This window comes from Methylobacterium sp. Leaf102, from assembly GCF_001422425.1.
Taxonomy (GTDB): domain Bacteria; phylum Pseudomonadota; class Alphaproteobacteria; order Rhizobiales; family Beijerinckiaceae; genus Methylobacterium.
Window position 1 is genome coordinate 385,444 of record NZ_LMMX01000023.1, and the last position, 22,083, is coordinate 407,526.

At 70.7% G+C, this 22,083-nt stretch carries 23 protein-coding genes; 7 read left to right on the forward strand and 16 right to left on the reverse strand.

All coding sequences use genetic code 11. The annotated features are described in order from the left end of the window. Positions 1-110 precede the first annotated feature (110 nt). The 5 genes from lptB to ASF27_RS13270 all read right to left on the reverse strand — a co-directional run bounded on the left by lptB (position 111) and on the right by ASF27_RS13270 (position 3,817). The gene (lptB, locus tag ASF27_RS13250; RefSeq protein ID WP_244473814.1) at positions 111-902 is read right to left on the reverse strand and encodes an LPS export ABC transporter ATP-binding protein; all 792 of its coding nucleotides are present in this window, start codon (positions 900-902) and stop codon (positions 111-113) included. Between the two features lie 53 nt (positions 903-955). Further along, complete coding sequence (locus ASF27_RS13255; RefSeq protein ID WP_244476691.1) at positions 956-1,699, reverse strand: LptA/OstA family protein; 744 nt, start codon at positions 1,697-1,699, stop codon at positions 956-958. Continuing rightward, a complete protein-coding gene (locus ASF27_RS13260) occupies positions 1,696-2,436 on the reverse strand; it encodes a hypothetical protein (RefSeq protein ID WP_056172411.1) in 741 nt (246 codons plus the stop codon). The genes ASF27_RS13255 and ASF27_RS13260 overlap by 4 nt, the downstream gene beginning before the upstream one ends. A gap of 237 nt (positions 2,437-2,673) precedes the next feature. After that, the gene (locus tag ASF27_RS13265) at positions 2,674-3,300 is read right to left on the reverse strand and encodes a ribonuclease D (RefSeq protein ID WP_056172414.1); all 627 of its coding nucleotides are present in this window, start codon (positions 3,298-3,300) and stop codon (positions 2,674-2,676) included. 100 nt (positions 3,301-3,400) lie between these two features. After that, positions 3,401-3,817, reverse strand: coding sequence for a helix-hairpin-helix domain-containing protein (locus ASF27_RS13270; protein WP_056360710.1), 417 nt, complete (start codon positions 3,815-3,817; stop codon positions 3,401-3,403). Between the two features lie 363 nt (positions 3,818-4,180). On the opposite strand from ASF27_RS13270, the gene rpmF reads away from it, so the two are divergent. Beyond that, positions 4,181-4,369, forward strand: a complete 189-nt coding sequence (gene rpmF / locus ASF27_RS13275; RefSeq protein ID WP_018046018.1) for a 50S ribosomal protein L32 — start codon at positions 4,181-4,183, stop codon at positions 4,367-4,369. 157 nt (positions 4,370-4,526) lie between these two features. On the opposite strand, the gene ASF27_RS13280 is transcribed toward rpmF, so the two are convergent. Both ASF27_RS13280 and phaR read right to left on the reverse strand, forming a co-directional pair. Further along, complete coding sequence (locus tag ASF27_RS13280) at positions 4,527-4,766, reverse strand: hypothetical protein (RefSeq protein ID WP_082479079.1); 240 nt, start codon at positions 4,764-4,766, stop codon at positions 4,527-4,529. Between the two features lie 95 nt (positions 4,767-4,861). Continuing rightward, positions 4,862-5,476 (reverse strand): polyhydroxyalkanoate synthesis repressor PhaR, encoded by a 615-nt coding sequence (phaR, locus tag ASF27_RS13285; protein ID WP_056172424.1) that lies wholly within the window; start codon positions 5,474-5,476, stop codon positions 4,862-4,864. Positions 5,477-5,804: 328 nt separating this feature from the next. Between phaR and ASF27_RS13290 the strand changes: the two genes are divergently transcribed. After that, positions 5,805-6,986: an acetyl-CoA C-acetyltransferase gene (locus tag ASF27_RS13290; RefSeq protein ID WP_056172427.1), complete on the forward strand. Its 1,182-nt coding sequence runs from the start codon at positions 5,805-5,807 to the stop codon at positions 6,984-6,986. 135 nt (positions 6,987-7,121) lie between these two features. Beyond that, complete coding sequence (phbB, locus tag ASF27_RS13295; RefSeq protein ID WP_056172430.1) at positions 7,122-7,850, forward strand: acetoacetyl-CoA reductase; 729 nt, start codon at positions 7,122-7,124, stop codon at positions 7,848-7,850. Between the two features lie 41 nt (positions 7,851-7,891). Here phbB and ASF27_RS13300 read toward each other — a convergent pair whose 3' ends face one another. Further along, positions 7,892-9,121 (reverse strand): glycerophosphodiester phosphodiesterase family protein, encoded by a 1,230-nt coding sequence (locus ASF27_RS13300; protein ID WP_056360712.1) that lies wholly within the window; start codon positions 9,119-9,121, stop codon positions 7,892-7,894. 170 nt (positions 9,122-9,291) lie between these two features. Between ASF27_RS13300 and ASF27_RS13305 the strand changes: the two genes are divergently transcribed. Further along, the gene (locus ASF27_RS13305; RefSeq protein WP_056360714.1) at positions 9,292-10,161 is read left to right on the forward strand and encodes a DMT family transporter; all 870 of its coding nucleotides are present in this window, start codon (positions 9,292-9,294) and stop codon (positions 10,159-10,161) included. Here the strand turns inward: ASF27_RS13305 and ASF27_RS13310 are convergent. From ASF27_RS13310 to ASF27_RS13320, 3 genes are read right to left on the reverse strand one after another with little or no spacing between them, the layout of a single operon-like run. Next, the gene (locus ASF27_RS13310; RefSeq protein WP_056172440.1) at positions 10,158-10,607 is read right to left on the reverse strand and encodes a cupin domain-containing protein; all 450 of its coding nucleotides are present in this window, start codon (positions 10,605-10,607) and stop codon (positions 10,158-10,160) included. The two genes, ASF27_RS13305 and ASF27_RS13310, sit on opposite strands and share 4 nt — an antisense overlap. Positions 10,608-10,639: 32 nt before the next feature. Next, positions 10,640-11,371, reverse strand: coding sequence for a hypothetical protein (locus tag ASF27_RS13315; RefSeq protein ID WP_156467519.1), 732 nt, complete (start codon positions 11,369-11,371; stop codon positions 10,640-10,642). An 11-nt stretch (positions 11,372-11,382) separates the two neighbouring features. Beyond that, positions 11,383-11,652, reverse strand: coding sequence for a hypothetical protein (locus tag ASF27_RS13320; protein WP_056172445.1), 270 nt, complete (start codon positions 11,650-11,652; stop codon positions 11,383-11,385). Between the two features lie 280 nt (positions 11,653-11,932). Between ASF27_RS13320 and ASF27_RS13325 the strand changes: the two genes are divergently transcribed. After that, on the forward strand, positions 11,933-14,878 hold the full coding sequence (locus tag ASF27_RS13325) for a phosphoenolpyruvate carboxylase (protein ID WP_244481007.1): 2,946 nt from the start codon (positions 11,933-11,935) through the stop codon (positions 14,876-14,878). A gap of 115 nt (positions 14,879-14,993) precedes the next feature. On the opposite strand, the gene ASF27_RS13330 is transcribed toward ASF27_RS13325, so the two are convergent. The 3 genes from ASF27_RS13330 to ASF27_RS13340 all read right to left on the reverse strand — a co-directional run bounded on the left by ASF27_RS13330 (position 14,994) and on the right by ASF27_RS13340 (position 17,641). Then, entirely contained in the window at positions 14,994-15,206 is a 213-nt protein-coding gene (locus tag ASF27_RS13330; RefSeq protein WP_056172448.1) for a DUF1127 domain-containing protein, read from the reverse strand. A gap of 287 nt (positions 15,207-15,493) precedes the next feature. Next, the gene (locus tag ASF27_RS13335; protein WP_082479085.1) at positions 15,494-16,732 is read right to left on the reverse strand and encodes a hypothetical protein; all 1,239 of its coding nucleotides are present in this window, start codon (positions 16,730-16,732) and stop codon (positions 15,494-15,496) included. Positions 16,733-16,786: 54 nt separating this feature from the next. Then, a complete protein-coding gene (locus ASF27_RS13340) occupies positions 16,787-17,641 on the reverse strand; it encodes a hypothetical protein (RefSeq protein ID WP_056172453.1) in 855 nt (284 codons plus the stop codon). A 362-nt stretch (positions 17,642-18,003) separates the two neighbouring features. Here ASF27_RS13340 and ASF27_RS13345 point away from each other — a divergent pair, with 362 nt between their 5' ends. Both ASF27_RS13345 and ASF27_RS13350 read left to right on the forward strand, forming a co-directional pair. Continuing rightward, positions 18,004-18,933: a lipid kinase gene (locus tag ASF27_RS13345; RefSeq protein ID WP_056360722.1), complete on the forward strand. Its 930-nt coding sequence runs from the start codon at positions 18,004-18,006 to the stop codon at positions 18,931-18,933. A gap of 52 nt (positions 18,934-18,985) precedes the next feature. After that, positions 18,986-19,744, forward strand: coding sequence for a TerC family protein (locus ASF27_RS13350; RefSeq protein WP_056172459.1), 759 nt, complete (start codon positions 18,986-18,988; stop codon positions 19,742-19,744). Between the two features lie 213 nt (positions 19,745-19,957). On the opposite strand, the gene ASF27_RS13355 is transcribed toward ASF27_RS13350, so the two are convergent. Further along, the gene (locus ASF27_RS13355) at positions 19,958-20,851 is read right to left on the reverse strand and encodes a phosphatase PAP2 family protein (protein WP_082479087.1); all 894 of its coding nucleotides are present in this window, start codon (positions 20,849-20,851) and stop codon (positions 19,958-19,960) included. Between the two features lie 204 nt (positions 20,852-21,055). Beyond that, on the reverse strand, positions 21,056-21,931 hold the full coding sequence (locus ASF27_RS13360) for an alpha/beta hydrolase (protein ID WP_056172462.1): 876 nt from the start codon (positions 21,929-21,931) through the stop codon (positions 21,056-21,058). Positions 21,932-22,083 lie beyond the last annotated feature (152 nt).

The window sequence follows — 22,083 nt, forward strand, 5'->3', positions numbered from 1 at the left end:
GGGCGGTAACGAAAGCCTTCCCGGACGCGGTGGACGACGCGTCTCGGATGGGGCGAAATGGGCCGTCGCGGGGCCGCACTCGGTTCGGAGGCCGATTCAGCGAACCCGGCTTAGAGGCGGAAATCCTCGCCGAGATAGAGCCGCCGCGCGTCGGGGTTGGCGACGATCTCCTCGGGCGTGCCCTCCGTGAGGATCCGTCCCGAATGGGCGATGTAGGCCCGGTCGATGAGCCCCAGGGTCTCGCGCACGTTGTGGTCGGTGATGAGCACGCCGATGCCGCGCTGCTTCAGGTGCTTCACCAGATCCTGGATGTCCCCCACCGCGATGGGGTCGATGCCCGCGAAGGGCTCGTCGAGCAACATGAAGCTCGGGGACGAGGCCAGCGCCCGGGCGATCTCGCAGCGCCGGCGCTCGCCGCCCGACAGGGCGATGGAGGGGGACTTGCGCAGGCGCGCGATGTCGAACTCCTCCAGCAGGGAGTCGAGCTTCTTCGCCCGCTCCTTGCGGTCGGGCTCGGCCACTTCGAGCACGGCCCGGATGTTGTCCTCCACCGTGAGGCCGCGGAAGATCGAGGCTTCCTGCGGCAGGTAGCCGATGCCGAGGCGCGCGCGCTGGTACATCGGCAGGTGGGTGATCGGCAGGCCGTCGAGGCTGATCGATCCGCGATCGGCCGAGACGAGGCCGGTGATCATGTAGAAGATCGTGGTCTTGCCGGCGCCGTTGGGACCGAGCAGACCCACCGCCTCGCCGTTGCGCACGGTGAGGCCGGCCTCGTGCACCACGGTGCGGGCGCCGTAGCTCTTGCGCAGGCCGCGCACGTGCAGGATGCCCGGCCCGCCGCCCTCGGCGAGGATCGCGGCCTCGCGCGCGGCGGCCGCGTCGCGGCGGCCCCGACCGAACATCCGGCTGAATAGGGACGGCTGGACCGGGGCGGCGGACACCGGCGACGCGGCGCTCAATTCGCCTGCGCCCGGGGCTTGGCCGCCTCGGCGGGCTTGCCGTCCGCCGGTTTCTGGACAGCCTTGGCCGCGGCGGGGGGCGTCGCGCAGCCCTTGCCGGTCTTCGGGCCGTCCTCCTTCTGCGGCACGAACAGGGCCGAGACCCGGCCGCCGGCCACGGGGTCCATGTTCGCCCGGCCGGTGTTCATGTCGTAGACGAGGCGCGAGCCGCGGGTCACGTTCTGGCACTGGCTGAGCACGACGTTGCCGGTGACCACGATGCGCTTGGCCTCCTGGTCGAACACGGCGTTGTCGCCCGTCGCGACCTGGTCCTTCTGCACCACGGTGACGGGGCCGGCGCACTCGACGCGCTGGATGCCGTTCTCGCCCATCCCGCCGGCGGGTTTTTCCGAGGCCTCGGCCGTGTCGGCGGCCGGCTCCCGGGCCGCGTCCCCCTTCTTGTCGTCCTTCTTGCCCCGCTTGTACCGCACGGTCATGCTGGAACAGCGGATGGTGCTGTCGCCCTGCACGGCCACGACGTTGCCGGCGAAGACGGCCTTGTTCTCGCGGTCGAACACGTCGAGGCGGTCGGCGTCGATCTTGATCGGCTCCTTGCCGCCGCCGCCGAGATTGCCGAGGCCGCCGGCGGGCTTCTCCTTCTTCGGAGCGGGGGCGGCCGTCTGCGCACCGGCCGGCACCGCGAGGGCGAGACCGGCGGCGAGGGCCGCCCAGCCGAGGGCGAGGGACCGCAGGGCGATCACGGGCGGGACTCCCCATCCGTCGGCTCGGCCGCGGAGGTGAGGACGCGGGGGGGCTTGGCGGGTTTGTCCGGCCTGTCGAGTTCGTGCAGCACCGTGTGGACGTTGCCCACGAAGGAGATGACGTGGCCGCTGTCGGTGACGTCGAGGGTGTCGGCCACCACGGTGCCGCTCGGGATCGTCACCGTGACGGTCTCGTTCGACTTGACCGTGCCGGCCTTGAAATCGACGGCGGCCGACTTCAGGCGGATCTCCTCGCCCTTGTCGGTCCAGATCCGGATGTCCTGCTCCAGGGTCAGGGCTTCCCGGGCCGTGTCGAACAGGCCCGACGCCGCCTCGAGATGGGCGCGGCCGCCCTTGTCGTCGGTGTTGAGGCGGCCCTTCATGGCCTGCAATTCGATGAGGGTCGGCTTGCGCACGTCCTGGAACGCCGCCGTGGCCGTGACCTCGTAGCCGCGCTCGCCCTGGCGGAAGCCGGACAGGCGCGGGCTCTCCATCTTCACCTTGGTGCCGGACAGGCTGACGGGGCCGACGCTCACGCCCGGCAGGCTCGTGCCGAACGGATTGAACAGGACGGCCGCGAGGGCCAGCACCGCCGTGCCGGCCACCAGGGGGATGACCCGCCGCAGGGTTCGGACGCGGGTGCTGTGGCTGCGGGCGCGCGCATGGGCGCGGGTGCGGCGCGCATCGGCGCGCGGGCCGCCGGATGTCTCGGTCTCGATGGCCTCGCCCACCTGCATGACAGTCCCAAACATGCCGCCGGATGCGCGCGGGCCATGGCGAAGTTATGACCACCCCGTTGCCAAATCATCAAGGGCGCCCGCACGCCCGGCCGCGCTCATGTGCGAGGACGCACCGCCCCATGGAAGCGAAGCCCTGTCCAAGACGAAGGCTTGGCGAAGACAGAGACTTGCCGAAGACGAAGGCTCGGCGAAGACAGAGACTTGCCGAAGACGAAGGCTCGGCGAAGAATTCCGTCAGGTGTGGGCGAAGATGTCGGTCTCCGGCCAGCCGGCGAGGTCGAGGCGGGCGCGGGTCGGCAGGAAGTCGAAGCAGGCCTGGGCCATCTCCGTCCGCCCCTCGCGGGCCAGCATCGCGTCGAGGCGGCCACGGGCGGCGTGGAGATAGAGGACGTCGGAGGCCGCGTAGTCGATCTGCGCCTGACTCAGGGTCTCGGCGCCCCAGTCGGAGGATTGCTGCTGCTTCGACAGGTCGACGCCGACGAGTTCGCGGACCACATCCTTGAGCCCATGGCGGTCGGTGTAGGTCCGCGCGAGCTTCGAGGCGATCTTGGTGCAGTAGACCGGGGCAGGCATCACCCCGAGCGCGTTGAACAGCACGGCGAGGTCGAACCGGCCGAAATGGAAGATCTTGAGGGTGCCGGGATCGCCCATCACCCGGGCGAGGACCTCCGGCACCGGGCCGCCGGGGATGATCTGCACCACGTCGGCGCTGCCGTCCCCCCGCGAGATCTGAACCACGCAGAGCCGGTCCCGGTGCGGGTTCAGCCCGAGGGTCTCCGTGTCGATGGCGATGGCGGGGCCGGCGACGTAATCGGCGGGCAGGTCGCCACGATGGACGCGCACGAGGGGTTGGGGCGGCATGGGGGACTTCGCGGATGGAGACAGACGGCTCCGCGCGTAACACCCGGCCCCCGGGCGGACAAGCGCGGCGGATACCCGATCCGCCGCGCGCCATGAGCGCTTACTTCTGCTTGGCGATCACCTTGTCCTTGATACCGTCGTAGACGCCCTGCGACAGGACCTTCTTCGAGACGAGCTCGTCCTTGCCACGATAGGGCCGGCCCTTGACGATGGCGGCGGCCCGGGCCGCGCCGATGCCCGGCAGGGCATCGAGTTCGGCGGGACTGGCGCTGTTGAGGTCGATGAGCGCGGCCTTGCCCGTCTCGTGCTTGCCCGACTCGGGCTGGGCGGCCGTCGTCGGCGCCTTCGGCGGCGTGACGGTGGGGGGAGTGGGATTCGAGGGCGCCGGCACCGCCGGGGCAGGCTTCGTCGTGGGGATTGTGGGGCTCGGGGCAGAAGGGCTCGGAGCCTGCGCCAGTGCGGGAACGGTGGCGAGGCCGGCCAGGACGACGAGGCTGCGAAGAAGGGATGACGGCATGGGACACTCCCGGGTCGATGGCGTGATCGCGGTGCCGCGCCAACCTTCGAAGACCTAGACAAACGCGGTTGAACCGCCGCTTAACGATGCGACTGCGGCGCGCAGGCCTTGGTTAACGATGCGACTGCGCCGCGCAGGCCTTGGCGGAACGCCGGATCACCGCGCGAGATCTTGATCCGTACGCTTTTCCGCCAATATCGCCGTGGCGGAGACCGGCTCCACTTTTCCGCCCCGTGCCCTAGCCAGGACGACCGCGCGCGGCTATAAGCCCGGCCTCGAATCTCCGTTTGAACACGGTGCCGAGGCGTCCTCCCGGAGGGGGATCGCCTGAGGCGCCCTTTTTGCCATCGACAGGATCATCCCATGGCCGTTCCGAAGCGCAAGACCTCCCCCTCGCGGCGCGGCATGCGCCGGTCCGCCGACGCCCTCAAGGCTCCGACCTACGTCGCCGACAAGGATTCGGGCGAGCTGCGCCGTCCCCACCACATCGACCTGAAGACCGGCATGTACCGCGGCCGTCAGGTCCTCAAGGTGAAGTCGGCCGAGGCCTGAACCCGACACCGCGCCCTCGGGCGGGATGGCCGCTCCGGCGGCCCGGGTTCGACGGACCGCGCCCGTGGACCAAGTCTGATGGAAGACCGGGTCCCATGGATCGCGAACAGACCGTGCCCTGCGAGAGCGGGCGCGGTTTTTCGTATTGGACCGATGATCAGGCGATGCGTCGACCCGCAGCCGCATAGGTGGCCGCGGCCAGGCGCGTCCGCTCCAGCCGTGCGGGGCGCATGGCCGGGTCGGCACTGACGAGAAGGTGGGTGAGAAAACCCGCATTCGCCCGTGCGGAGGCGACTCGCCGGAAGCCCTGCGCTTCGACGCCGCCGGGAATCACCACGAGATCGTAGACCGGCGCCTGTTCCGTTTCCGGACGTCGGCCTGTTCCAGATCGCCCCATCGCATCCATTCCCGTGTGAACCGGGGTGAGATGCGCAAGAGGTGGGCCGACGTTAACGGTTCGTCAACCTTTCATCCTGGGGCGGCGGCGGAACCCTACTTCTTCGAGAGATCCTCGAGGCGCGACTGCATCTCGGCCATCTGGCGCTTGAGATCGTCGAGGTCGGCCCCCGTGGGCGTCGGAACCGCCGCCTGCGCCGGGCGCGGCGCGGCGGAGGGGTGCGAGCCCATGCCCGAGAGGGGACCCGTGCCGAAGGTCGTGAACATCTTCATGGCGTCGCCGAAGAAGCTCATGTTGGCCCGCACCTGCTCCTCCATGGCGTTCTGGAACACCGTGGGGGCGAAGCTCTGGGTCATCTTCTCGCGCAGACCGTCCTGGTCGCGGGCGAAGTTGGCCATGGAGAATTCGAGGAAGCTCGGCACCATGGTGCGCATGCTGTCGCCGTAGAAGCGAATGAGCTGGCGCAGGAACGCGACCGGCAGCAGGTTGTCGTCGCCGGCCTTGTTCTCCTGCTCGAAGATGATCTGGGTGAGCACCGAGCGGGTGATGTCGTCGCCCGAACGGGCGTCGTAGACGAGGAAGTCCTCGCCGTTCTGGACCATCGTCGAGAGATCCTCGAGGGTGACGTAGGTCGAGGTGCCGGTATGGTAGAGGCGCCGGTTGGCGTACTTCTTGATAACGGTGTGGTTGGACTTACCGTTGTCCGCCATCTCTGGGGGCCTCTCCCAACGCGATCATGCAGGTCGCTCGATCCTTGCGGCTCGATCTTCGACGACGCACACGGAGCCGTGAACACTCCAGATCCGCCTGGATTCATCTTAAAGCGTTCGCCCGCCGACGAAAACACCTATCTGACCGCCGTCCACGCGGAATAGTGCCGGTCTCCGCACCCACGGGCATGACAGAGCCTCCGCGTCCTCGCCAAAGCGCCTTGACTTCGCGGGGTCGTGGGCTTTCATCCGATGGCAACGGCACAAGGCGCGCACGCTCACCCGTAAGCGACAACGCAGCGCCGGCCGGCATGAGGAGAACGTCACCATGGCAGCAGAAGATATCGTCATCGTCGGGGCGGCCCGCACCGCCGTCGGTTCGTTCGGCGGCGCCTTCAACACCGTACCCGCCCATGACCTCGGGGCCGTGGCGATCAAGGCCGCCCTGGAGCGGGCCGGCGTCTCCCCCGACGACGTGGACGAGGTGATCTTCGGTCAGGTGCTCACCGCCGGCGCCGGACAGAACCCGGCCCGCCAGGCCGCCATCAAGGCCGGCATCCCCGAGAAGGCCACGGCTTGGGGCGTCAACCAGGTTTGCGGCTCGGGGCTTCGCACCGTCGCCCTCGGCATGCAGCAGATCGCCAACGGCGACGCCACGGTCATCGTGGCCGGCGGCCAGGAATCCATGTCGCTCTCCCCCCACGCGCAGTACCTGCGCGGCGGCCAGAAGATGGGCGACGTCAAGCTCGTCGACACCATGATTAAGGACGGCCTGTGGGACGCCTTCAACGGCTACCACATGGGTACCACCGCCGAGAACGTGGCCCAGGCCTTCCAGCTCACCCGCGAGCAGCAGGACGAGTTCGCGACGAAGTCGCAGAACAAGGCCGAGGCCGCCCGCAAGGAAGGCCGCTTCAAGGACGAGATCTGCCCCGTCACCGTGCCGGGCCGCAAGGGCGACACCATCGTCGACACCGACGAGTACATCCGTGACGGCGCCACCATCGAGGCGATGGCCAAGCTCAAGCCCGCCTTCTCGAAGGACGGCACCGTGACGGCCGCCAACGCGTCGGGCCTCAACGACGGCGCCGCCGCCATCGTGCTGATGTCCGCCTCCGAGGCCGAGCGCCGGGGCATCACGCCGCTCGCCCGCATCGTGTCCTGGGCCACCGCCGGCGTCGACCCGAAGGTGATGGGCACCGGCCCGATCCCGGCCTCGCGCAAGGCCCTGGACAAGGCCGGCTGGACGCCGTCCGACCTCGACCTGATCGAGGCCAACGAGGCCTTCGCCGCCCAGGCGCTCGCCGTGAACAAGGACATGGGCTGGGACACCGACAAGGTGAACGTCAACGGCGGCGCCATCGCCATCGGCCACCCCATCGGCGCCTCCGGCGCCCGCGTCCTCGTCACCCTGCTGCACGAGCTCAAGCGCCGCGACGCCAAGAAGGGTCTCGCCACCCTGTGCATCGGCGGTGGCATGGGCGTCGCCATGTGCATCGAGCGCGTCTGATCGAACGGCCTTGCGGCGCCATAATTCTTGATGGCGCCGCAAATTTAAATGGGTCGCGCGCCGGCTGCCTCGCCAGCTAAAGCCGCGCACGACCCACTCGCGAACCTGCCAAAAAAACACGAACCGGAGGATATCATGGCTCAAGAACGCGTCGCCCTCGTCACGGGTGGAACGCGCGGCATCGGTGCCGCCATCTCGAAGGGCCTTCAGGCCAAGGGCTACAAGGTCGCCGCCAATTACGGCGGCAACGACGAAGCCGCCAACGCCTTCAAGGCCGAGACCGGCATTCCTGTCTTCAAGTTCGATGTCGGCGATTACGCCGCCTGCGAGGCCGGCATCAAGCAGATCGAATCGGACGTCGGCCCCATCGACATCCTGGTGAACAACGCCGGCATCACCCGCGACGGCGCGTTCCACAAGATGAGCTTCGAGAAGTGGCAGGCGGTCATCAAGACCAACCTCGATTCGATGTTCACCTGCACGCGTCCGCTCATCGAAGGCATGCGTTCGCGCAACTTCGGCCGCATCATCCTGATCTCGTCGATCAACGGCCAGAAGGGCCAGGCCGGCCAGACCAACTACTCGGCCGCCAAGGCCGGCGTCATCGGCTTCGCCAAGGCGCTCGCCCAGGAGAGCGCCGGCAAGGGCATCACCGTCAACGTGATTGCGCCGGGCTACGTCGCGACCGAGATGGTGATGGCGGTGGCGGAGGACATCCGCAACAAGATCATCTCCACGATCCCCGTCGGCCGCCTCGGCGAGGCCGAGGAGATCGCCCGCGCGGTGGAGTACCTCGCGGCGGAGGATTCGGGCTTCGTCACCGGCTCGACGCTCACCATCAACGGCGGCCAGTACATCGCCTGATCCGGCTCCCGCGCGGCTTCCCCGAGGGGGAGCCGCGCCCCTCACTCGATCCCCATGCAGTTGGCGTAGAACGTCGTCGTCGCCGGCCAGTCCGAGAAGACCCCCGTCACACCCACGTCCCGGTACAGGACGTCGAGGAGGGCGAGCACGTCGCCGTCCCGCTCGATCAGCGGCCGGATGGACTTGTAGTAGTATCCGCCCCCGCCCTTCAGCGGTCCCGAGCGCTCCAGCGACCAAGTGATCAGCTCGAGGCCGGCGGCCTTCGCCGCGCGCGCGTAGGCGGACGGCTCGATGCCCCCGCCGGCCCCCACCCGCACCAGCATCCAGAGCGGCGGCGCCATCGTGCGCAGGCCGAGGGCGGCGAGGTCCGCCATGCCGGGTTTCCAGCTCGCGGGCGTCTCGGGGTCGAAGCCCGGATCGGTCTCGTCGCGGTTGTCGAGCCAAAGCGCCTGCCGGCCGAAGTCCGGCTCCGCCTCCAGCCAATACAGGATGTCCCGCAGCTGGAAACTCTGCGGCCGGACGTCGGCGGCCGGCACCCCCGCCTGGCGGTAGTCGTCGATCATCGCCTGCGCGTACTGATCCTGAGTGTAGCCCCCGAACGGCATCGCGACCTCGGGCGCCTTCAGTTCCGGGATGAACCGGCGCCCCAGGGATTTCACCAGGGCGATGTACTCGCCGTGGGTCATCGGGGTGCCGGTGGTGGCGTAGAGGTCCGTACGCCAGCGCGGGGTGGCGTTCATGTAGGCGGCGCGGGTCGTGGCCTCCGCGTCGAAGGCGTCCATCTTTCCGTTCAGGGTCCGGAACTCGGCCAGCGTCAGGTCGCTGGTGCAGCAGCGCGCGCTCGCCTTGCGCCCGGTGGCGGGATCGGCCGGTTGGAAGTCGCGGCTGCATTTCGCCGCGAGTTCGGGCCGCGCCAGGATGTCGGTGGTGGTGTGGAGGTCGCACTGCGCATGCCGGCAGACCAGGTGCCGGTCCCGCGTGAAGACGACGTCGCATTCGATCGAACCGGCCCCCATGCGGGCCGCCGCGCGGACGCCCTCCCGGGTGTGCTCGGGAAATTGCAGCGGGGCGCCTCGATGCGCGATCGAGAAGGCGCGGGCCGTGTAGGTTCTGTCGGAACCGCAGGCCCGAAGGCGATCCTGCACCGGGCCGGGCTTCATGCTGTCGACGAGGTAGAACGGACGCGGTCCGATCTGAGCGATCTCGCCGGCGCGCGCCTCGCCACCGGACAGCCCGGCGAGGAGCGCCGCTCCCAGGATGATGCTCCGCATGGCTCTCTGCGCTCCACGCTTCGTTCACACCGGTATCGAGCGGTAGCCCGGAACCGTGACCGGCCCGTGAAAGACTGGTGGCGCACCGATGTTGCCTTTCGGCGTGCCGGCGTGGAACAGGGGCCTCCGCGCGCGCCACCCCGGCCCTTCCAAGTCCACCCCGGCCCTCCATGTCCACCGCGACTCTTCTCGGCTTCGGTGCTATCCTGCTGTGGTCGCTGCTCGCCCTGCTGACGGCGCTGTCGGGGGCGGTACCGCCGTTCCAGCTCGCCGCGATGACCTTCGCCATCGGGGGACTCGCGGGCTGCGCCAGCTGGATCGTGCGTCCGCCGGGTCTTCGTGCCCTGCGTCAACCCTGGCCGGTCTGGCTCCTCGGCATCGGCGGCCTGTTCGGCTACCATTCCCTCTACTTCGCCGCGCTGCGCCTCGCGCCGCCGGCGGAAGCCGGCCTGATCAACTATCTCTGGCCCCTGCTCATCGTGCTCCTGTCGGCGCAGATGCCGGGCGCGGCCGGCCTGCGCGCCGAGCATCTCGTCGGCGCCGCCCTGGGCTTGGCCGGCGTCGTGGCCCTGTTCGCCGGGCGGGGCGGCCTCGATTTCCAGCCCGGGGCACTGCCCGGCTACCTCGCGGCTCTGGCGGCCGCCTTCGTCTGGTCGGCCTATTCCGTGCTCTCCGCGCGGGTCGGCGCGGTGCCGACGGACGCGGTGGCGGGCTTCTGCCTCGGCACCGCCGCCCTGAGCCTCGCCTGCCATTGGGCCTTCGAGACGACGCTGTGGCCGGTGGACGCCGTGCAATGGGGCGCGGTCCTCGCCCTCGGCCTCGGCCCCGTGGGCGCCGCCTTCTACCTCTGGGACGTCGGCGTGAAACGGGGCGACCTTCGGCTCCTCGGCGTCGCCGCCTATGCGGCGCCCGTGCTCTCGACCATCACCCTCGTGGCCGGCGGCTACGCGGACCCGAGCCCGGCCCTTGGACTGGCCTGCGCCCTCATCATCCTGGGCGCCGGGATCGCCGTCCGGGCCTCGCGGGCCGGCGACCGTTAGGTCCGCGGGGTCGGCCGCCAGTCCGGGGGAGCCATCTCGAAGCCGGCGAACTCGAAGGCCGGCGCGACCGTGCAGCCGACCAGCGTCCAGGCCCCGAGGCTCGTGGCCGTCTGCCAATGGCCGGCCGGCACGACGATCTGCGGTTGCTGCCCGCGCGCGAGGTCGGGGCCGAGATAGGCCGCCGTCGCGTCGTGCCCGTTGGGGCTCTGGGTGATCACCAGCGGCGCGCCGGCGTGCCAGTGCCAGATCTCGGCGGCATCGACCCGGTGCCACTCCGAGACCTCGCCCGTATCGAGCAGGTAATAGATCGCGCTGCCGACGGAGCGCCCGTCGATGGTGCGGGCATCGCGAAAGGTCTCGCGGTAATGCCCGCCCTCCGGGTGCGGGGCCAACCGCAAGCGGGCGATGATTTCGGCGGCGGTCGGGCCGCCCGGTCCAGGGCCCATGGGCATTCCGTTCTGTTGCGGGTGAGACGGCATCAGGGCTCCAGGGCCGAGGCCGGCAGCCGCATCCCCGGAGGGGCTTCGGGCGCCGTCTTCGGACGGGCCTTGGGCTTGGTGCCCGGGTTGGATCTGGCCACGGGGGCCGCCCTGACGGTCGGCGCCTCGCCGCAGGACTGGAAGGCGAGCTGTGCCAGGGGCTGGCCCGCCTCCGAGACGATGTTGAGGGTGTCGGGCAGGGGCGTCGGGGTCGCGTCCCAGCGGATGGTCCCACCCTTCGCCCCCTCCAGGGCGGCGGGCGCGCCGCCCCGGCGCAGGGCGTACAGGTCCGGCCCGTAGGCGGTCGCGACCTTGCCGGCGATGACGACTTGCAGCACCCGCGCCGTCTCCGGCGTCAGCGGCAGCAGGGGGTTCTCGACCACGATGAGCCCGGTCCGGGTGACCCAGACGGAGAAGTTCTTCGGTCCCTCGTAGAGGGCGGCCTTCTCCGCGCAGGCGACGGTGAGGTCCGCACGCGGGGCGGGTGGCGGCGCCGCCGGCGTGAGGGTCTCCGGTGCGCTGGCGGCGGGCGGCGGCGCGACCGGCTTCGGCTTGGCCGGCGCGACCTTGCGGGGCACCGTCTTTCGCACCGGGGGGGCGGCGGCGGCCGGTTCGTCCGGCGCCGGCTCCTGAGCCGCGGCGGCGTGCGTCCAGGCGGCGAGGAGCGCGGCGAGGGCCAGGCGGGCCGCAGGACCCGAGCGGGTCGTGGGGGTCGGGCGGGTGGGACGCATCCGCGGATCCGTCATCGGGTGCCGTCGCCGGGAGGCAGGCGCCGGACATCCGGTTGCGGCTCGATGGGCAGGATCGTCGCGGAACGGTCGATGGGGCTGGTCCGGGGCGTTTGCAGGCTGCGCATCAGGGTCTCCTCGTCCTCCTCCATGAGGTCCTCCATCAGATCCTCCTCGCGCGCCATGCGCAGTTCGGGCCGCCGTGCGCGGGCCATCATCGCCATCACCACGATGCACGAGAGGGTGAAGACCGCGATCGCGGCCAGGATCAGGGTGGTTTCCATGCCGCCGTCAGCGTTACCCCAGGATGGCCGGCGATGCATCCGCCGCCCGGCTTGGGAGACGGACCCGGAACGGTCCTTGCGTGGCACCGCACGGGCGTCGAACGTCCGGGTGGCGATGTCGGGCAGGCATACCCGTCCGCCGGGGCATACCTTGCCCGGCGGGATACAGGTGCCCAGCGGGGATACCTGCCTGTCTGGGGATGCCCGGCCCGGGGATCGCCCCACCGCCACCGGATTGTCCTATGACGGTCCCCGTCCACCCCGTCACCAAGGTCCATCGATGCGCATGCACGACCGCAGCCCGGATCACGCGGTTCCGACCCCTGGGGTTCCTGCCCACGGGGTTCCTACCCACGGGGTCCTCGCGCCCGAGGCCCTCGAGGCGGATCTCCTCGGGCTGATCGAGGAATCCCGCGAACAGGCGGCGGAGGATCCGTTCCGCAACCCCGTCCTGGCGGTGACCCTGGCCATCACCCGGCGGTTCGATCGCGGTGAGATCGGCGAGGAGGTCCTCGACGGCCTGTTCGCCCGGCTACGGGCGCAGGCCCTGGCCGAACGGGCCGAGCGCCTGCGCGCCTATGTGGGCCTGGAGCGGGATGCGGCCTCCGGGCAGGAGGCCCACACGCCGGCACGCCTCGTCGCGGCGATCCCGAAGCGCCAGGGCGATTTCGAGGCGTTTCGCGACCTCGTCGGCCGCACGGGCTTTGCCGTGGTGTTCACAGCGCATCCGACCTTCGGCATGCCCCGGGCGGTCGCCGGCCTCATCGCCGAGGCCGCGAGCGAGGCGGATGCGGCCGCGCGCCGGCCCCTGACGGAGAAGGCCGCCGCCCTCTCCACCCGGCCCGATCCGGCCATCTCCCTCGACGACGAGTTCGAACAGGCCTGCGTCGCGGCCAATCACGGCCGTTCGGCCCTGGACGCCTTCAACGACGCCCTCCTGGAGGCCGCCCGCCAGCGCTGGCCCGACCGCTGGACCGAACTCGTGCCGAAACCCTTCGCCATCGCCAGCTGGGTCGGCTGCGACACGGACGGGCGCACGGATATCGGGTGGTGGGACACCCTGCGCTACCGCATCGAATCGAAGCGCATGCAGCTCGACCGGGTGATGCGCCACCTGCCGCAGGTGCCCGCGACCCAGGTGGTCCGCGACCTCACGGCCGGGGCGCTGGCGGCGGTCAATCGCCAGCTCGCCGTGGCCCCGCGCCTCGGCACCAAGCCGTCCCTCGAGGCGGTCCACCGCTTCGCCCTCGCCCTCATCATCGAGCGCGAGCGCGCCCAGACCGACGCCACCGCGATCCTCGCCGGCCTCGCCGGGGCCATGGGCGGGGTCGCGACGGACGAGGAGCGGCGCGCCATCGCGATCCTGCGCTCGGGCATCGCCACCCACGGCCTCTCCAACGCCCTGCCCCATTTCCGGCTCAACGCCAGCCAGATCCACAACGCCGTGCGTCGGGTGACCGACCTCGAGGGCGAGCCGACCGACGCGGCCCAGCGCCGCTCCCACCTCTCGACGATCCACGCGCTGCTCAACGACGTCCACGCCGTGGACGTGGATTTCGGGGCGCTCGCCGCCGAGCGGGCTTCGGCCGCCCGGCTGATGATGACCATCACCCAGATCCTCAAGCACGTGGACGGCACGCATCCCGTGCGCTTCCTCATCGCCGAGACGGAGACGGGCTACACCCTGCTGGCCGCCCTCTGGCTCGCCCGGCACTACGGGATCGCCGACAAGGTCGAGATCACGCCCCTGTTCGAGACCGCCTCGGCCCTGGAGCAGGGCATCCGCGTCCTCGACGACGCCCTGCGCAACCCGCACTGGCGGCAATACCTCAAGCGCATCGGCCGCCTCACGGTGCAGTTCGGCTACTCGGATTCCGGCCGCTACGTCGGCCAGCTCGCCGCGAGCTTCTGGATCGAGCGCCTGCGCCTGCGCATCACCGAACTCATGGTGCAGAACGATCTCACCGGCGTCGAACTCGCCATCTTCGACACCCACGGCGAATCCATCGGCCGGGGCGCCCACCCGACGAGCCTGCGCGACCGCCTCGCCTACCTCGCCCCCGAGGATGCGCGCCGGCGCAACCGCGCGGCGGGCATCCGGGTCCGTCTCGAATCGAGCTTCCAGGGCTCGGACGGCTACCTCATGTTCGGCACCCTGCCGCTCGCGAAAGCCACGGTGGAGCGCATCGCCGAGCACGTCTTCGCCCTGGATCTCACCGACGACGATTCGTTTGCCGACTATGTCCTGTCCGATGCGACGAGTGGTGCCGACGAGGCCGACGACCCGATCTACGGCGAGGCCGACTTCTCCGCCGAGTTCTTCACGGTGGTGCGCCAGGACATGGAGACCCTCGTCGACGACCCGGGCTACGCCGCCCTGCTCGGCACCTTCGGCCCGAGCCTCCTCGACCGCACCGGCTCGCGCCCCGTGGCGCGCCAATCCGATGGCGGGGGCCCGAGCATGATCACCCATCCGCGCCAGATGCGGGCGATCCCCAACAACGCGATCCTGCAGCAGCTCGGCTTCCTCGCCAATTCCCTGCACGGCATCGGCCGGGCCGCCGGCCGGGCGCCGGACCTGTTTCGCGATATGCGCCGCGATTCCGTGCGGTTCTCCCGCGCCTTCCGCCTTGTCCAGCACGCGGCCAGCGTCGGCGACCTCGACGTGCTGCGCGCCTACGTCGACACCCTCGACCCGGCGGTGTGGCTGGAGCGGGCGCGGCGCACCCAGCGCGACGGCCGCCGCGAGGAACTCGTGGTCATCGCCACGGCCCTCGACCGCCTGCGCCTGGCCCCGGACCTGCGCCGGCTGTTCGGACGGCTCACCTGCGACTGGCTCAGCCTCCAGGCGGCGGCACCCGACCTCGGCAAGATGTCGCCCCGCCTGACCCTGCTGCACGCAATCCGCCTCGCCCTGATCCACCGGATCTGGTTCCTGGCCGTGCACATCCCCGGCTTCCGGCCGCAATCGGGCATCAGCCGGGAGGCCCTCATCGAGCGGTTCCTACGCCTCGACATCGACGGCTGCCTGACGCTCCTGGAGGACATCTTCCCGGTGACGCCGGACCCGACGCTCGGTCTCAACTTTGGCGAGCCGGCGGGGCCACGCGACGTCGGCACCTATGAAGCCGAGCACAACACCCTGTTCGAGCCGATCCGCCGCTCCTTCGCCCGGGTGCGCGAGCTCTCCGGCATGATCCAGCACGAGGTCGGGGCGTTCGGGTAGTCGGACGGCGCTGTGTTGCCCCGCACATGGAAACGCCGGCCACGAGGGGCCGGCGTGTTCAGGCAACTCCCAAGAACCCGACGGCCGGATCGGCCGGGCGGGTCGGGATGATAGGTCAGGCGGAGGGGAACGAAGCGTAGCGAAGCGGCGACTGCGTGCCACGCAGGCCGTCGGCGACGCGGTAATTCTGCGCCTTCGAGAGGATCCGGCCACCGATCTGCTGGGCGCCGATATCGGCGAGTTCGCGGTCGGTCAGCTGGGCGATCTGGCGCGCGGTTTCGTTGTCCTTCCAGCGGGACTTCAGGCTGGTGATGAGGGAGAGGGTCACGGGCTTTGCTTTCCGGCTTTGTCTCTGCCGCCCTGGTCTCGTTCGGCGGCGTCTGATCGGAAAGTAAGGTTTGTGCACTGCAACGACGAGAGGGAAAGCGGGTGGGTCAGCCATGCTCCTTGGGCATGGAGTGTGCAGGGATTGCTTAAGCTCGATGCAATCCAGCCCAGTTTTTCAGCTTCGGTCCGGCGTGCCGTCCGGTTGAGCGGAAGCGGGTTCGCGGGGGACACCCCGGCTCAACGCGGTTCGGGCGGGGTGATCCGGTCCGGAGCGGTCGGGCACGGTCCCTAGCGGGCCCAGACGCCCAGCCGTTCGGTCCGGGCACGATCCTCGGCGGCGACGAGATCGGGCGTCGCCTCCGACGAGGCGCGGCCGCCGCCGTTGAACAGCACCACCTCCGACAGGTCGCGGCCGTCGACGTTACACAGGCGCGCCTCGCTGCCCGCCACGGGCTGGCAGGTGACCGTGCGTCCGGCGAGATAGCGTGTGAGTTCGTCCGCCTGGCCCCCGCGTACCCATTCGACGCCGAACAGGCGCACGAGCTTCCCCGCCACGCGCAGGGTCGCGGTGTCGATGACCTCGACGGGGCCGGTCAAGGCATCGGCGGCCCGCTCGCCGACGGGCTTCGCCGCTTCGCTCACGGCGGGGGGAACCGTCTCGGTGGCGGACGGGGCGGCGTCGGAGACCGGCGGCGGCGATGGCGTTTGGGTGTCCTCGCCGGAGCGCTGGGCCACGGCGATCAGGACGACGAGCCCGAGAAGGCCGGCGCCGGCGGCGAGAACCCGGCGGTCGCGAAGCACCCCACCCTCCCGCATGGTCCCGTGCAGGCGCGCGCCCGTGTCGGCGAAACCGCCCCGCGCCCGCCCCGCCGCCTGGCGCGCGAAGGCGCCGAGGCCGCCCGGCCGGGTCGCCGTTTCCGTCGATGGGAGCGCGGACTCCGTGGACGTCGCAGCAAGAGGCGCAGCGAAGCGCCGGCGCAGGCCCTGCCAGCGCTCGGTCGCCTGCCCGGCGAGGGCTCGACCACGGGTGGCCGAACGGGCGAGGGCGCGTCTGGCCTGCGTGGATCGGGCCTCGACGAACCGGGCTGCGGCGCCCGGAGCGGCCGGCACCGGAGTGGCGGATTCCCTAGCGGCGGCGCCTTCCGACGCGGCCTCGGGTGCAGGCGCGGCGGCCTCGGGCACCGACGGCACGAACAGGGCCGGGTGAAGGCGGCGCAGGTCCGCGAGGAAATCGGCCAGGGTCATGGCCGGCTCGGAATCGACGGTCGGTTCGGGGCCGGCCTTGCCCGTGCCCTCGCTCGGCCCCGCGGGGCCGCGACGCGGGTGGCCGGCCCGGTCGAGGATCCGGTAGCCCGGCGGCGCGTCCTGCGGCTCGGCCACGGCTTCCGTGAGAAGCTGGAGGGTCCGCTGCGCCAGGGGATGGCCGCCCTGGGCGGCGATCTCCTCGGCGATCCGGGTCCGCAGGGCGGCGCGCGCCAACGCGTCGGGGGTATCGCCCGGTCCCTCTCGCGGATCACGGGGTTTCAAGGCGCTCACTTCCAAGGCGTGGACCACTCCCAGTGATTCTACGACGCAGCGGGATCACGCCCCGCGCGTGCGTCCCGCTATAGCGCCGAGCGGCCCCGGACCATAGCGGCGCAGCACGCGACTGGTTTCCGAGACGATGACCGGGCGGGGGCCGGACAGGTCGATGGTGAGAACGAGGTCCGACACACCCTGTGCCCGGGTGCCCCGGGCCGGGTTCTCCGCGCGGTAGTCGAAGGTGGTGCGGACGATGCAGGTCGCGGTGGCGGCGTTGCAGGCGGTGCGCGTGGCGCCGGATTGCGGCTCGTAGCGGCGCACCGGCCAGCGGGCGGCGAAGCGGCGCTTCTCGGCCATCAGCGCGGCCAGGGAAACGACCCGGCCATGGAAGCGCACACGCTCGCCGTAGAAGCGCGGTGCGGCGGTCACGAGACCGAGGCCCGGAGCGGAGACGCTGTCGAGATAGTCGTCGCTCAGGCGCTCCGCCGCGGCGGCCCATTCGGGGAACCGGTCGGCCGAGGCCATGGACGTTGCGGGGGCTGCCGTCGCCATGGGCGTCGCCGGCACGGCGGGGACACGCGACAGGCGGCGGGGCGGCGCATCCTCGGGCCCCCGATACCGGGCGGACGGACGAGCCGGGCGGCGCACCGCAGCCGGCGGACTCGGTTCCGCCCTGGCGGAGGCCCGCGGCGTGCCGGAATCCGATTGCATCCTCGCCCCGGTCCGGGCTTCGGGCTCGCTGCCGGATCCGGCCTTGGCCGCATCGCCCTTCGTCTCGGTCATGCCCTGGGCCTTGCCCTCGGTCTTGGCCGGCGGATCGATCCAGCCCGGTCCCGACTGGGCCTGGGCCGGCCCACCGATCCAGAGGACGCCCATCAACGCGGCGAAGCAGACGGAACACGAACCGTAGCGCATGGCATCATCACCGGGGTCGCGACCGATGCGAAAGGTTCGGGGAGCAGAGCGGTCGATGGGGGTTGAACGTTTCGTGAGCGCGCTCGGTTTCGCGCCATCGACGCTCAACGTACGATGATCCGCGACCGTGGCGCCAGGGTCACAGCCTCACGATCCCGCTTTCCCGATGCCTTCGGCCTTGCCATCCCGGGCGGGCAACCCACCTTGACCGTACTGGGTCCGGGCCCCTCTGGCGGTCGAGGCGTTGACCGTGATGTCGGACCCCTTCTCTGCCTTTGCGCTCACGCGGCGCGAACGCACCGGAGGGTCTCCAACCCCATGCCGATCCAGATTTCCCGTCGCACCGTTCCCGAGGCCTCCGCGTGAGCGCCGGTCCGCAGGCCCGCCGGGGCCTCCTCCTCGTCAACCCCAATGCCCGCAACGGCGGCTTCTCCCTCGATGCCGTGCGCGAGGCCCTGCGCGAGGGCGGCATCGAACCCTTCGAGCCACCGGGCGATCCCGACTGCACGGCCGTCATCAAGCGGCATGCGGCGCAAAGCGACCTGGTGATCCTCGGCGGCGGCGACGGGACCCTGAACGCGGCGGCGCCCGCCCTCGTCGAGACGGGCCTGCCCCTCGGCATCCTGCCGCTCGGAACCGCCAACGACCTCGCCCGCTCCCTCGGCCTGCCCCCCGATCCGGTGGCGGCCGCGACCCTCATCGCCACGGAGGAGGCCCGGCCGGTCGATCTCGGCTGCGTCAACGGCCACTACTATTTCAACGTCGCCAGCATCGGCTTCTCGGCCGAGCTCGCCGGAGACCTCACGGCCGAATCCAAGAAGAAGTGGGGCACCGTCGGTTACGGCATCGCCGCCATGCGGGTCCTGCGCCGGGTCCGGCCGTTCACGGTCTATCTCGAGCATGACGGGCAGACCGAGACGATCACCACCATCCAGGTCTCGGTGGGCAACGGGCGTCATTACGGCGGCGGCATGACCGTGGAGGAAACCGCCACCGTCGACGACGGCAAGCTCGACTTCTACAGCCTGGAGGTGAAGCACTGGTGGCGGCTGCTCGCACTGCTGCCGGCCCTGCGGCGGGGCACGCAAGGGAAGGCCGCGGACGTGCGTGCCTTCCACACCACCGAAATCGTGGTGAAGACGAAGAAGCCCCGGCCGGTGAACACCGACGGCGAGCTGTCGACCTACACGCCGGCCCACTTCAAGGTCTTCCCCAAGGCCGTCCGCATCTTCGCGCCGGAGGCGTCGCAGCGCCCGGGCGTCGCGCGTCCTACCTTCACCCTGCCCTTCTAGTACCTTCGCCTTCTAGTACCCTGCCCTTCTCGACGTTCGGAACAGCCCTCCCGTGGACAGCATCCTTCCCCTTCTCAGCGACCCGACCGCCTGGGCGGCCCTCGCCACCCTCATCGTGATGGAGGTGGTCCTCGGCATCGACAACCTGATCTTCATCTCGATCCTGACGAACAAGCTGCCGGCCCACCAGCAGGACCGGGCGCGGCGCATCGGCATCGGCCTCGCCCTGGTGCTGCGCCTCGGGTTGCTCGGGACCGTCGCCTACATCGTCGCCCTGACGCAGCCGGTCTTCACGGTGCTGGGCCACGCCTTCTCCTGGCGCGACCTGATCCTCATCGGCGGCGGTCTCTTCCTGCTGTGGAAGGCCACCAAGGAGATCCACCACACCATGGAGCCGGAGCCGGAGGACAAGGGCCTGGGGCAGGCCGTGACCCTCGGCTTCGCCACGGCCATCGGCCAGATCCTCGTCCTCGACCTCGTGTTCTCCATCGACAGCATCATCACGGCGGTGGGCATGACCGAGCACGTGCCCATCATGGTGGTGGCCGTCGTCGTCGCCGTGACGGTGATGCTGGTGGCGGCGAACCCGCTCTCGCGCTTCATCGCCGCCAATCCCACGGTGGTGATGCTGGCGCTGGGCTTCCTCATCATGATCGGCATGACGCTGATCGCGGAGGGGTTCGGTGCCCACGTCTCCAAGGGCTACATCTACACCGCCATGGCGTTCTCGGCCGGTGTCGAAGGCCTCAACATGCTGTCCCGGCGTCGCCGCAGGGCCAAGCAGGGCGCAGCCGGCCCCGCCAAGGGGTAGGACCCGTCGGTTTCACGGGAAAACAAGAAGGCCCGCCGGATCGCTCCGGCGGGCCTTCTTCGTATCGGCACACGACGTCCCGCCCGCAGGCGGACGAGCGGCGCGGTTTTATAGCAAATCCGGTCGATCGCTTCGCGATGCGGATTTGGGCTTCGCCGAGGCGCCGCGCGGGCTGCCTGAGACCGTCTCCGAATGGATCATCCGGAGACAGTCTCAGAGGATGGATTCAGTGCCGGCTGCCTCGCGTTTGCAGATCGCCTGATCGGGCGGCGAGCCCCCCCCGGCGACGAGCTTGGTGATTTCCGCCCGGGCCCGCTCCAGATCGGCCCGGAACCCCGCATCCCCCTGAAGGGCCGCGAAGACGATGCTTCCGGCGGTACGGCCGGCCTGGACATCGCTCATCCAGTGCAAACCGCAGACGACGCGACTCTCGCCGTAGGACCGGGCGCGCACGAAGAACTGGGTCGCCTTCTCGGGCATCAGCGCGGCCATGATCGAAGCGTAGGTCCAGCCCTGGGTCGCGTGGCTCGAGGGGAAGCTGAACGCGTTGGCGATCTCGGCCGAGCGGACGACACAGATCTCCGCGTCGTTGCCGACGAACGGGCGGATACGGCGGTAATGTTCCTTCGGCCCCCGGGTCGCGCGGGCGATGTCGAGGCGCGAGCGCTCCAGCAGGGTCATCAGGGCAGGTGCGCGGGCCTGATCGATGCGCTGGCCGATGACGCAGGCGAAATCGTCGAGAATCGCCGAGGCGCCGTCGGCGACGTCCGTGGTGGCCAGAACCCAGCGGGGGGTGCCCTTGAGGGAGCGGGTCGCCGTAAAGGCGGCCTTGTCGGCGGTTTCCGCCGCCGACTGGCCGCGCGGCGGCGCGGGGAGGATCGCCACGGTGTCGGGCGCCACGGCGTCGGCGAGATAAGGCTGGCGCGCCACCTTGGCCGGCGTCACCGGCGTGGTGGCCACGGAGGGGGCGGAGGCGGGTTTGCCGGGTGCATCCTTGACGGGCGCATCCTTGGCCAGTGGATCTTTGGGCTGCATATCCTCGGCGCAGACCGGCCCGATTCCAGCGACGGTGGCGAGGAGGACGAGGGCGAAGGGTAGGCGGGCCATCGGCGTCTCTGAGAGCGTGTGTGGAACTGGGGACGAAAGGCGGAGCAGCCTCGTGTCATAGGGTTCCCATGTAACGGCCCTATGGCAAGGGCCGATCCTTCGCACACGCCGCCTGAACGGTGCCCGACGGCGTGTTTTGTCACTCGCCGCGCCGGCGCGCCGTTGAGACCTTTCCCCGGGCGTTTCGTGACGCCCCTCGCGCCCTCAGGCCGCGCGGATCGCCGCCGCGACTTCGCCGGGATACTCCTCGTGCGGGCTCAGGGCACCCGGCACCGACGCGCGGGCGACGTGGCCGGTGGCGACGAGCGCATCCATCTCGGCGCCGGAGCGGCGCGGCGCCCGTTCGGGGCGCAGGACGAGGATCGGCGGCAGGCCGTCATCGGTGAACAGGTCGAGGAAGTCCTTGCGGGTCTCGCACGGGTCGAGGCCGCCGGTGACGAAGGCGGCGGTGCCGAAGCGGCCGCCGGGGTGGCGGGTGACGGCGTGCTTGTCGGCGATGACACCCGGCGTGACGTGGGCGGGATCGGCGTAGACGTGGGCCCGCATCATCCGGCCGATCACCGGCGGGCTGATGTTGAGGCGGTACAGGGCTTCGCCGAGCACCGGCAGCTCGACGGCGCGGCGGATGCCCGCGATGAGGCCGCGCCGGTTCGGTCCCATCATGGTGGGGAACGGGCCGCGCCAGGTCGGCGCCACGAGGACGAGACGCGCGAACAGGCCGGGATGCCGTCGGGCCGCCGCCACGAGATAACCCGCCGCGTGGCCCGCGGCGACGCCGAGCGCATAGGGGCCGCGCTCCGCCGCCAGCAGGGCGTCGAGGAACCCGTGCATCGTGGTGGGATTCAGGGCGATCCGCGGCCGCGTCCGGTCGCCGAAGCCCGGCCAGTCCGGTACGTGGCATCGGAAGTCATGGCCAAGGTCCCGCGCCAGCGGCCGCATCTCGGCCCGGGCCGAGATCGACGACAGGGCGGGGAGCAGCAGGGCATCGGGACCGTTGCCGATCACGTCGCACGGCGTCGGCAGCGGCCGTCCGGCGACGGTGAGGGACAGGCTACGGGCGGAGCAGGCCGGCTCGATCATCGCGCAGTTCCAACGGGTGCGTCGTCGGCAAGATGGGGTCGCCCCCCTCCCCCCGACATGCGGCACAATACCAGTGCTCCCGCCGCTCCGAAGCGGGATCGCGGCGATCCGCCGGACGGGTCTGCCCGCCGGCGGGGGGCCAGACCCCGCCG

Excerpts from the sequence above, each read along its gene's own strand:
- lptB (WP_244473814.1), bottom strand. The coding sequence starts at position 902 with ATGTTCGGTCGGGGCCGCCGCGACGCGGCCGCCGCGCGCGAGGCCGCG.
- ASF27_RS13260 (WP_056172411.1), bottom strand. The coding sequence starts at position 2,436 with ATGCAGGTGGGCGAGGCCATCGAGACCGAGACATCCGGCGGCCCGCGC.
- ASF27_RS13265 (WP_056172414.1), bottom strand. The coding sequence starts at position 3,300 with ATGCCGCCCCAACCCCTCGTGCGCGTCCATCGTGGCGACCTGCCCGCC.
- ASF27_RS13270 (WP_056360710.1), bottom strand. The coding sequence starts at position 3,817 with ATGCCGTCATCCCTTCTTCGCAGCCTCGTCGTCCTGGCCGGCCTCGCC.
- rpmF (WP_018046018.1), top strand. The coding sequence starts at position 4,181 with ATGGCCGTTCCGAAGCGCAAGACCTCCCCCTCGCGGCGCGGCATGCGC.
- ASF27_RS13280 (WP_082479079.1), bottom strand. The coding sequence starts at position 4,766 with ATGGGGCGATCTGGAACAGGCCGACGTCCGGAAACGGAACAGGCGCCG.
- phaR (WP_056172424.1), bottom strand. The coding sequence starts at position 5,476 with ATGGCGGACAACGGTAAGTCCAACCACACCGTTATCAAGAAGTACGCC.
- ASF27_RS13290 (WP_056172427.1), top strand. The coding sequence starts at position 5,805 with ATGGCAGCAGAAGATATCGTCATCGTCGGGGCGGCCCGCACCGCCGTC.
- phbB (WP_056172430.1), top strand. The coding sequence starts at position 7,122 with ATGGCTCAAGAACGCGTCGCCCTCGTCACGGGTGGAACGCGCGGCATC.
- ASF27_RS13300 (WP_056360712.1), bottom strand. The coding sequence starts at position 9,121 with ATGCGGAGCATCATCCTGGGAGCGGCGCTCCTCGCCGGGCTGTCCGGT.
- ASF27_RS13305 (WP_056360714.1), top strand. The coding sequence starts at position 9,292 with ATGTCCACCGCGACTCTTCTCGGCTTCGGTGCTATCCTGCTGTGGTCG.
- ASF27_RS13310 (WP_056172440.1), bottom strand. The coding sequence starts at position 10,607 with ATGGGCCCTGGACCGGGCGGCCCGACCGCCGCCGAAATCATCGCCCGC.
- ASF27_RS13315 (WP_156467519.1), bottom strand. The coding sequence starts at position 11,371 with ATGCGTCCCACCCGCCCGACCCCCACGACCCGCTCGGGTCCTGCGGCC.
- ASF27_RS13320 (WP_056172445.1), bottom strand. The coding sequence starts at position 11,652 with ATGGAAACCACCCTGATCCTGGCCGCGATCGCGGTCTTCACCCTCTCG.
- ASF27_RS13325 (WP_244481007.1), top strand. The coding sequence starts at position 11,933 with ATGCGCATGCACGACCGCAGCCCGGATCACGCGGTTCCGACCCCTGGG.
- ASF27_RS13340 (WP_056172453.1), bottom strand. The coding sequence starts at position 17,641 with ATGCGCTACGGTTCGTGTTCCGTCTGCTTCGCCGCGTTGATGGGCGTC.
- ASF27_RS13355 (WP_082479087.1), bottom strand. The coding sequence starts at position 20,851 with ATGGCCCGCCTACCCTTCGCCCTCGTCCTCCTCGCCACCGTCGCTGGA.
- ASF27_RS13360 (WP_056172462.1), bottom strand. The coding sequence starts at position 21,931 with ATGATCGAGCCGGCCTGCTCCGCCCGTAGCCTGTCCCTCACCGTCGCC.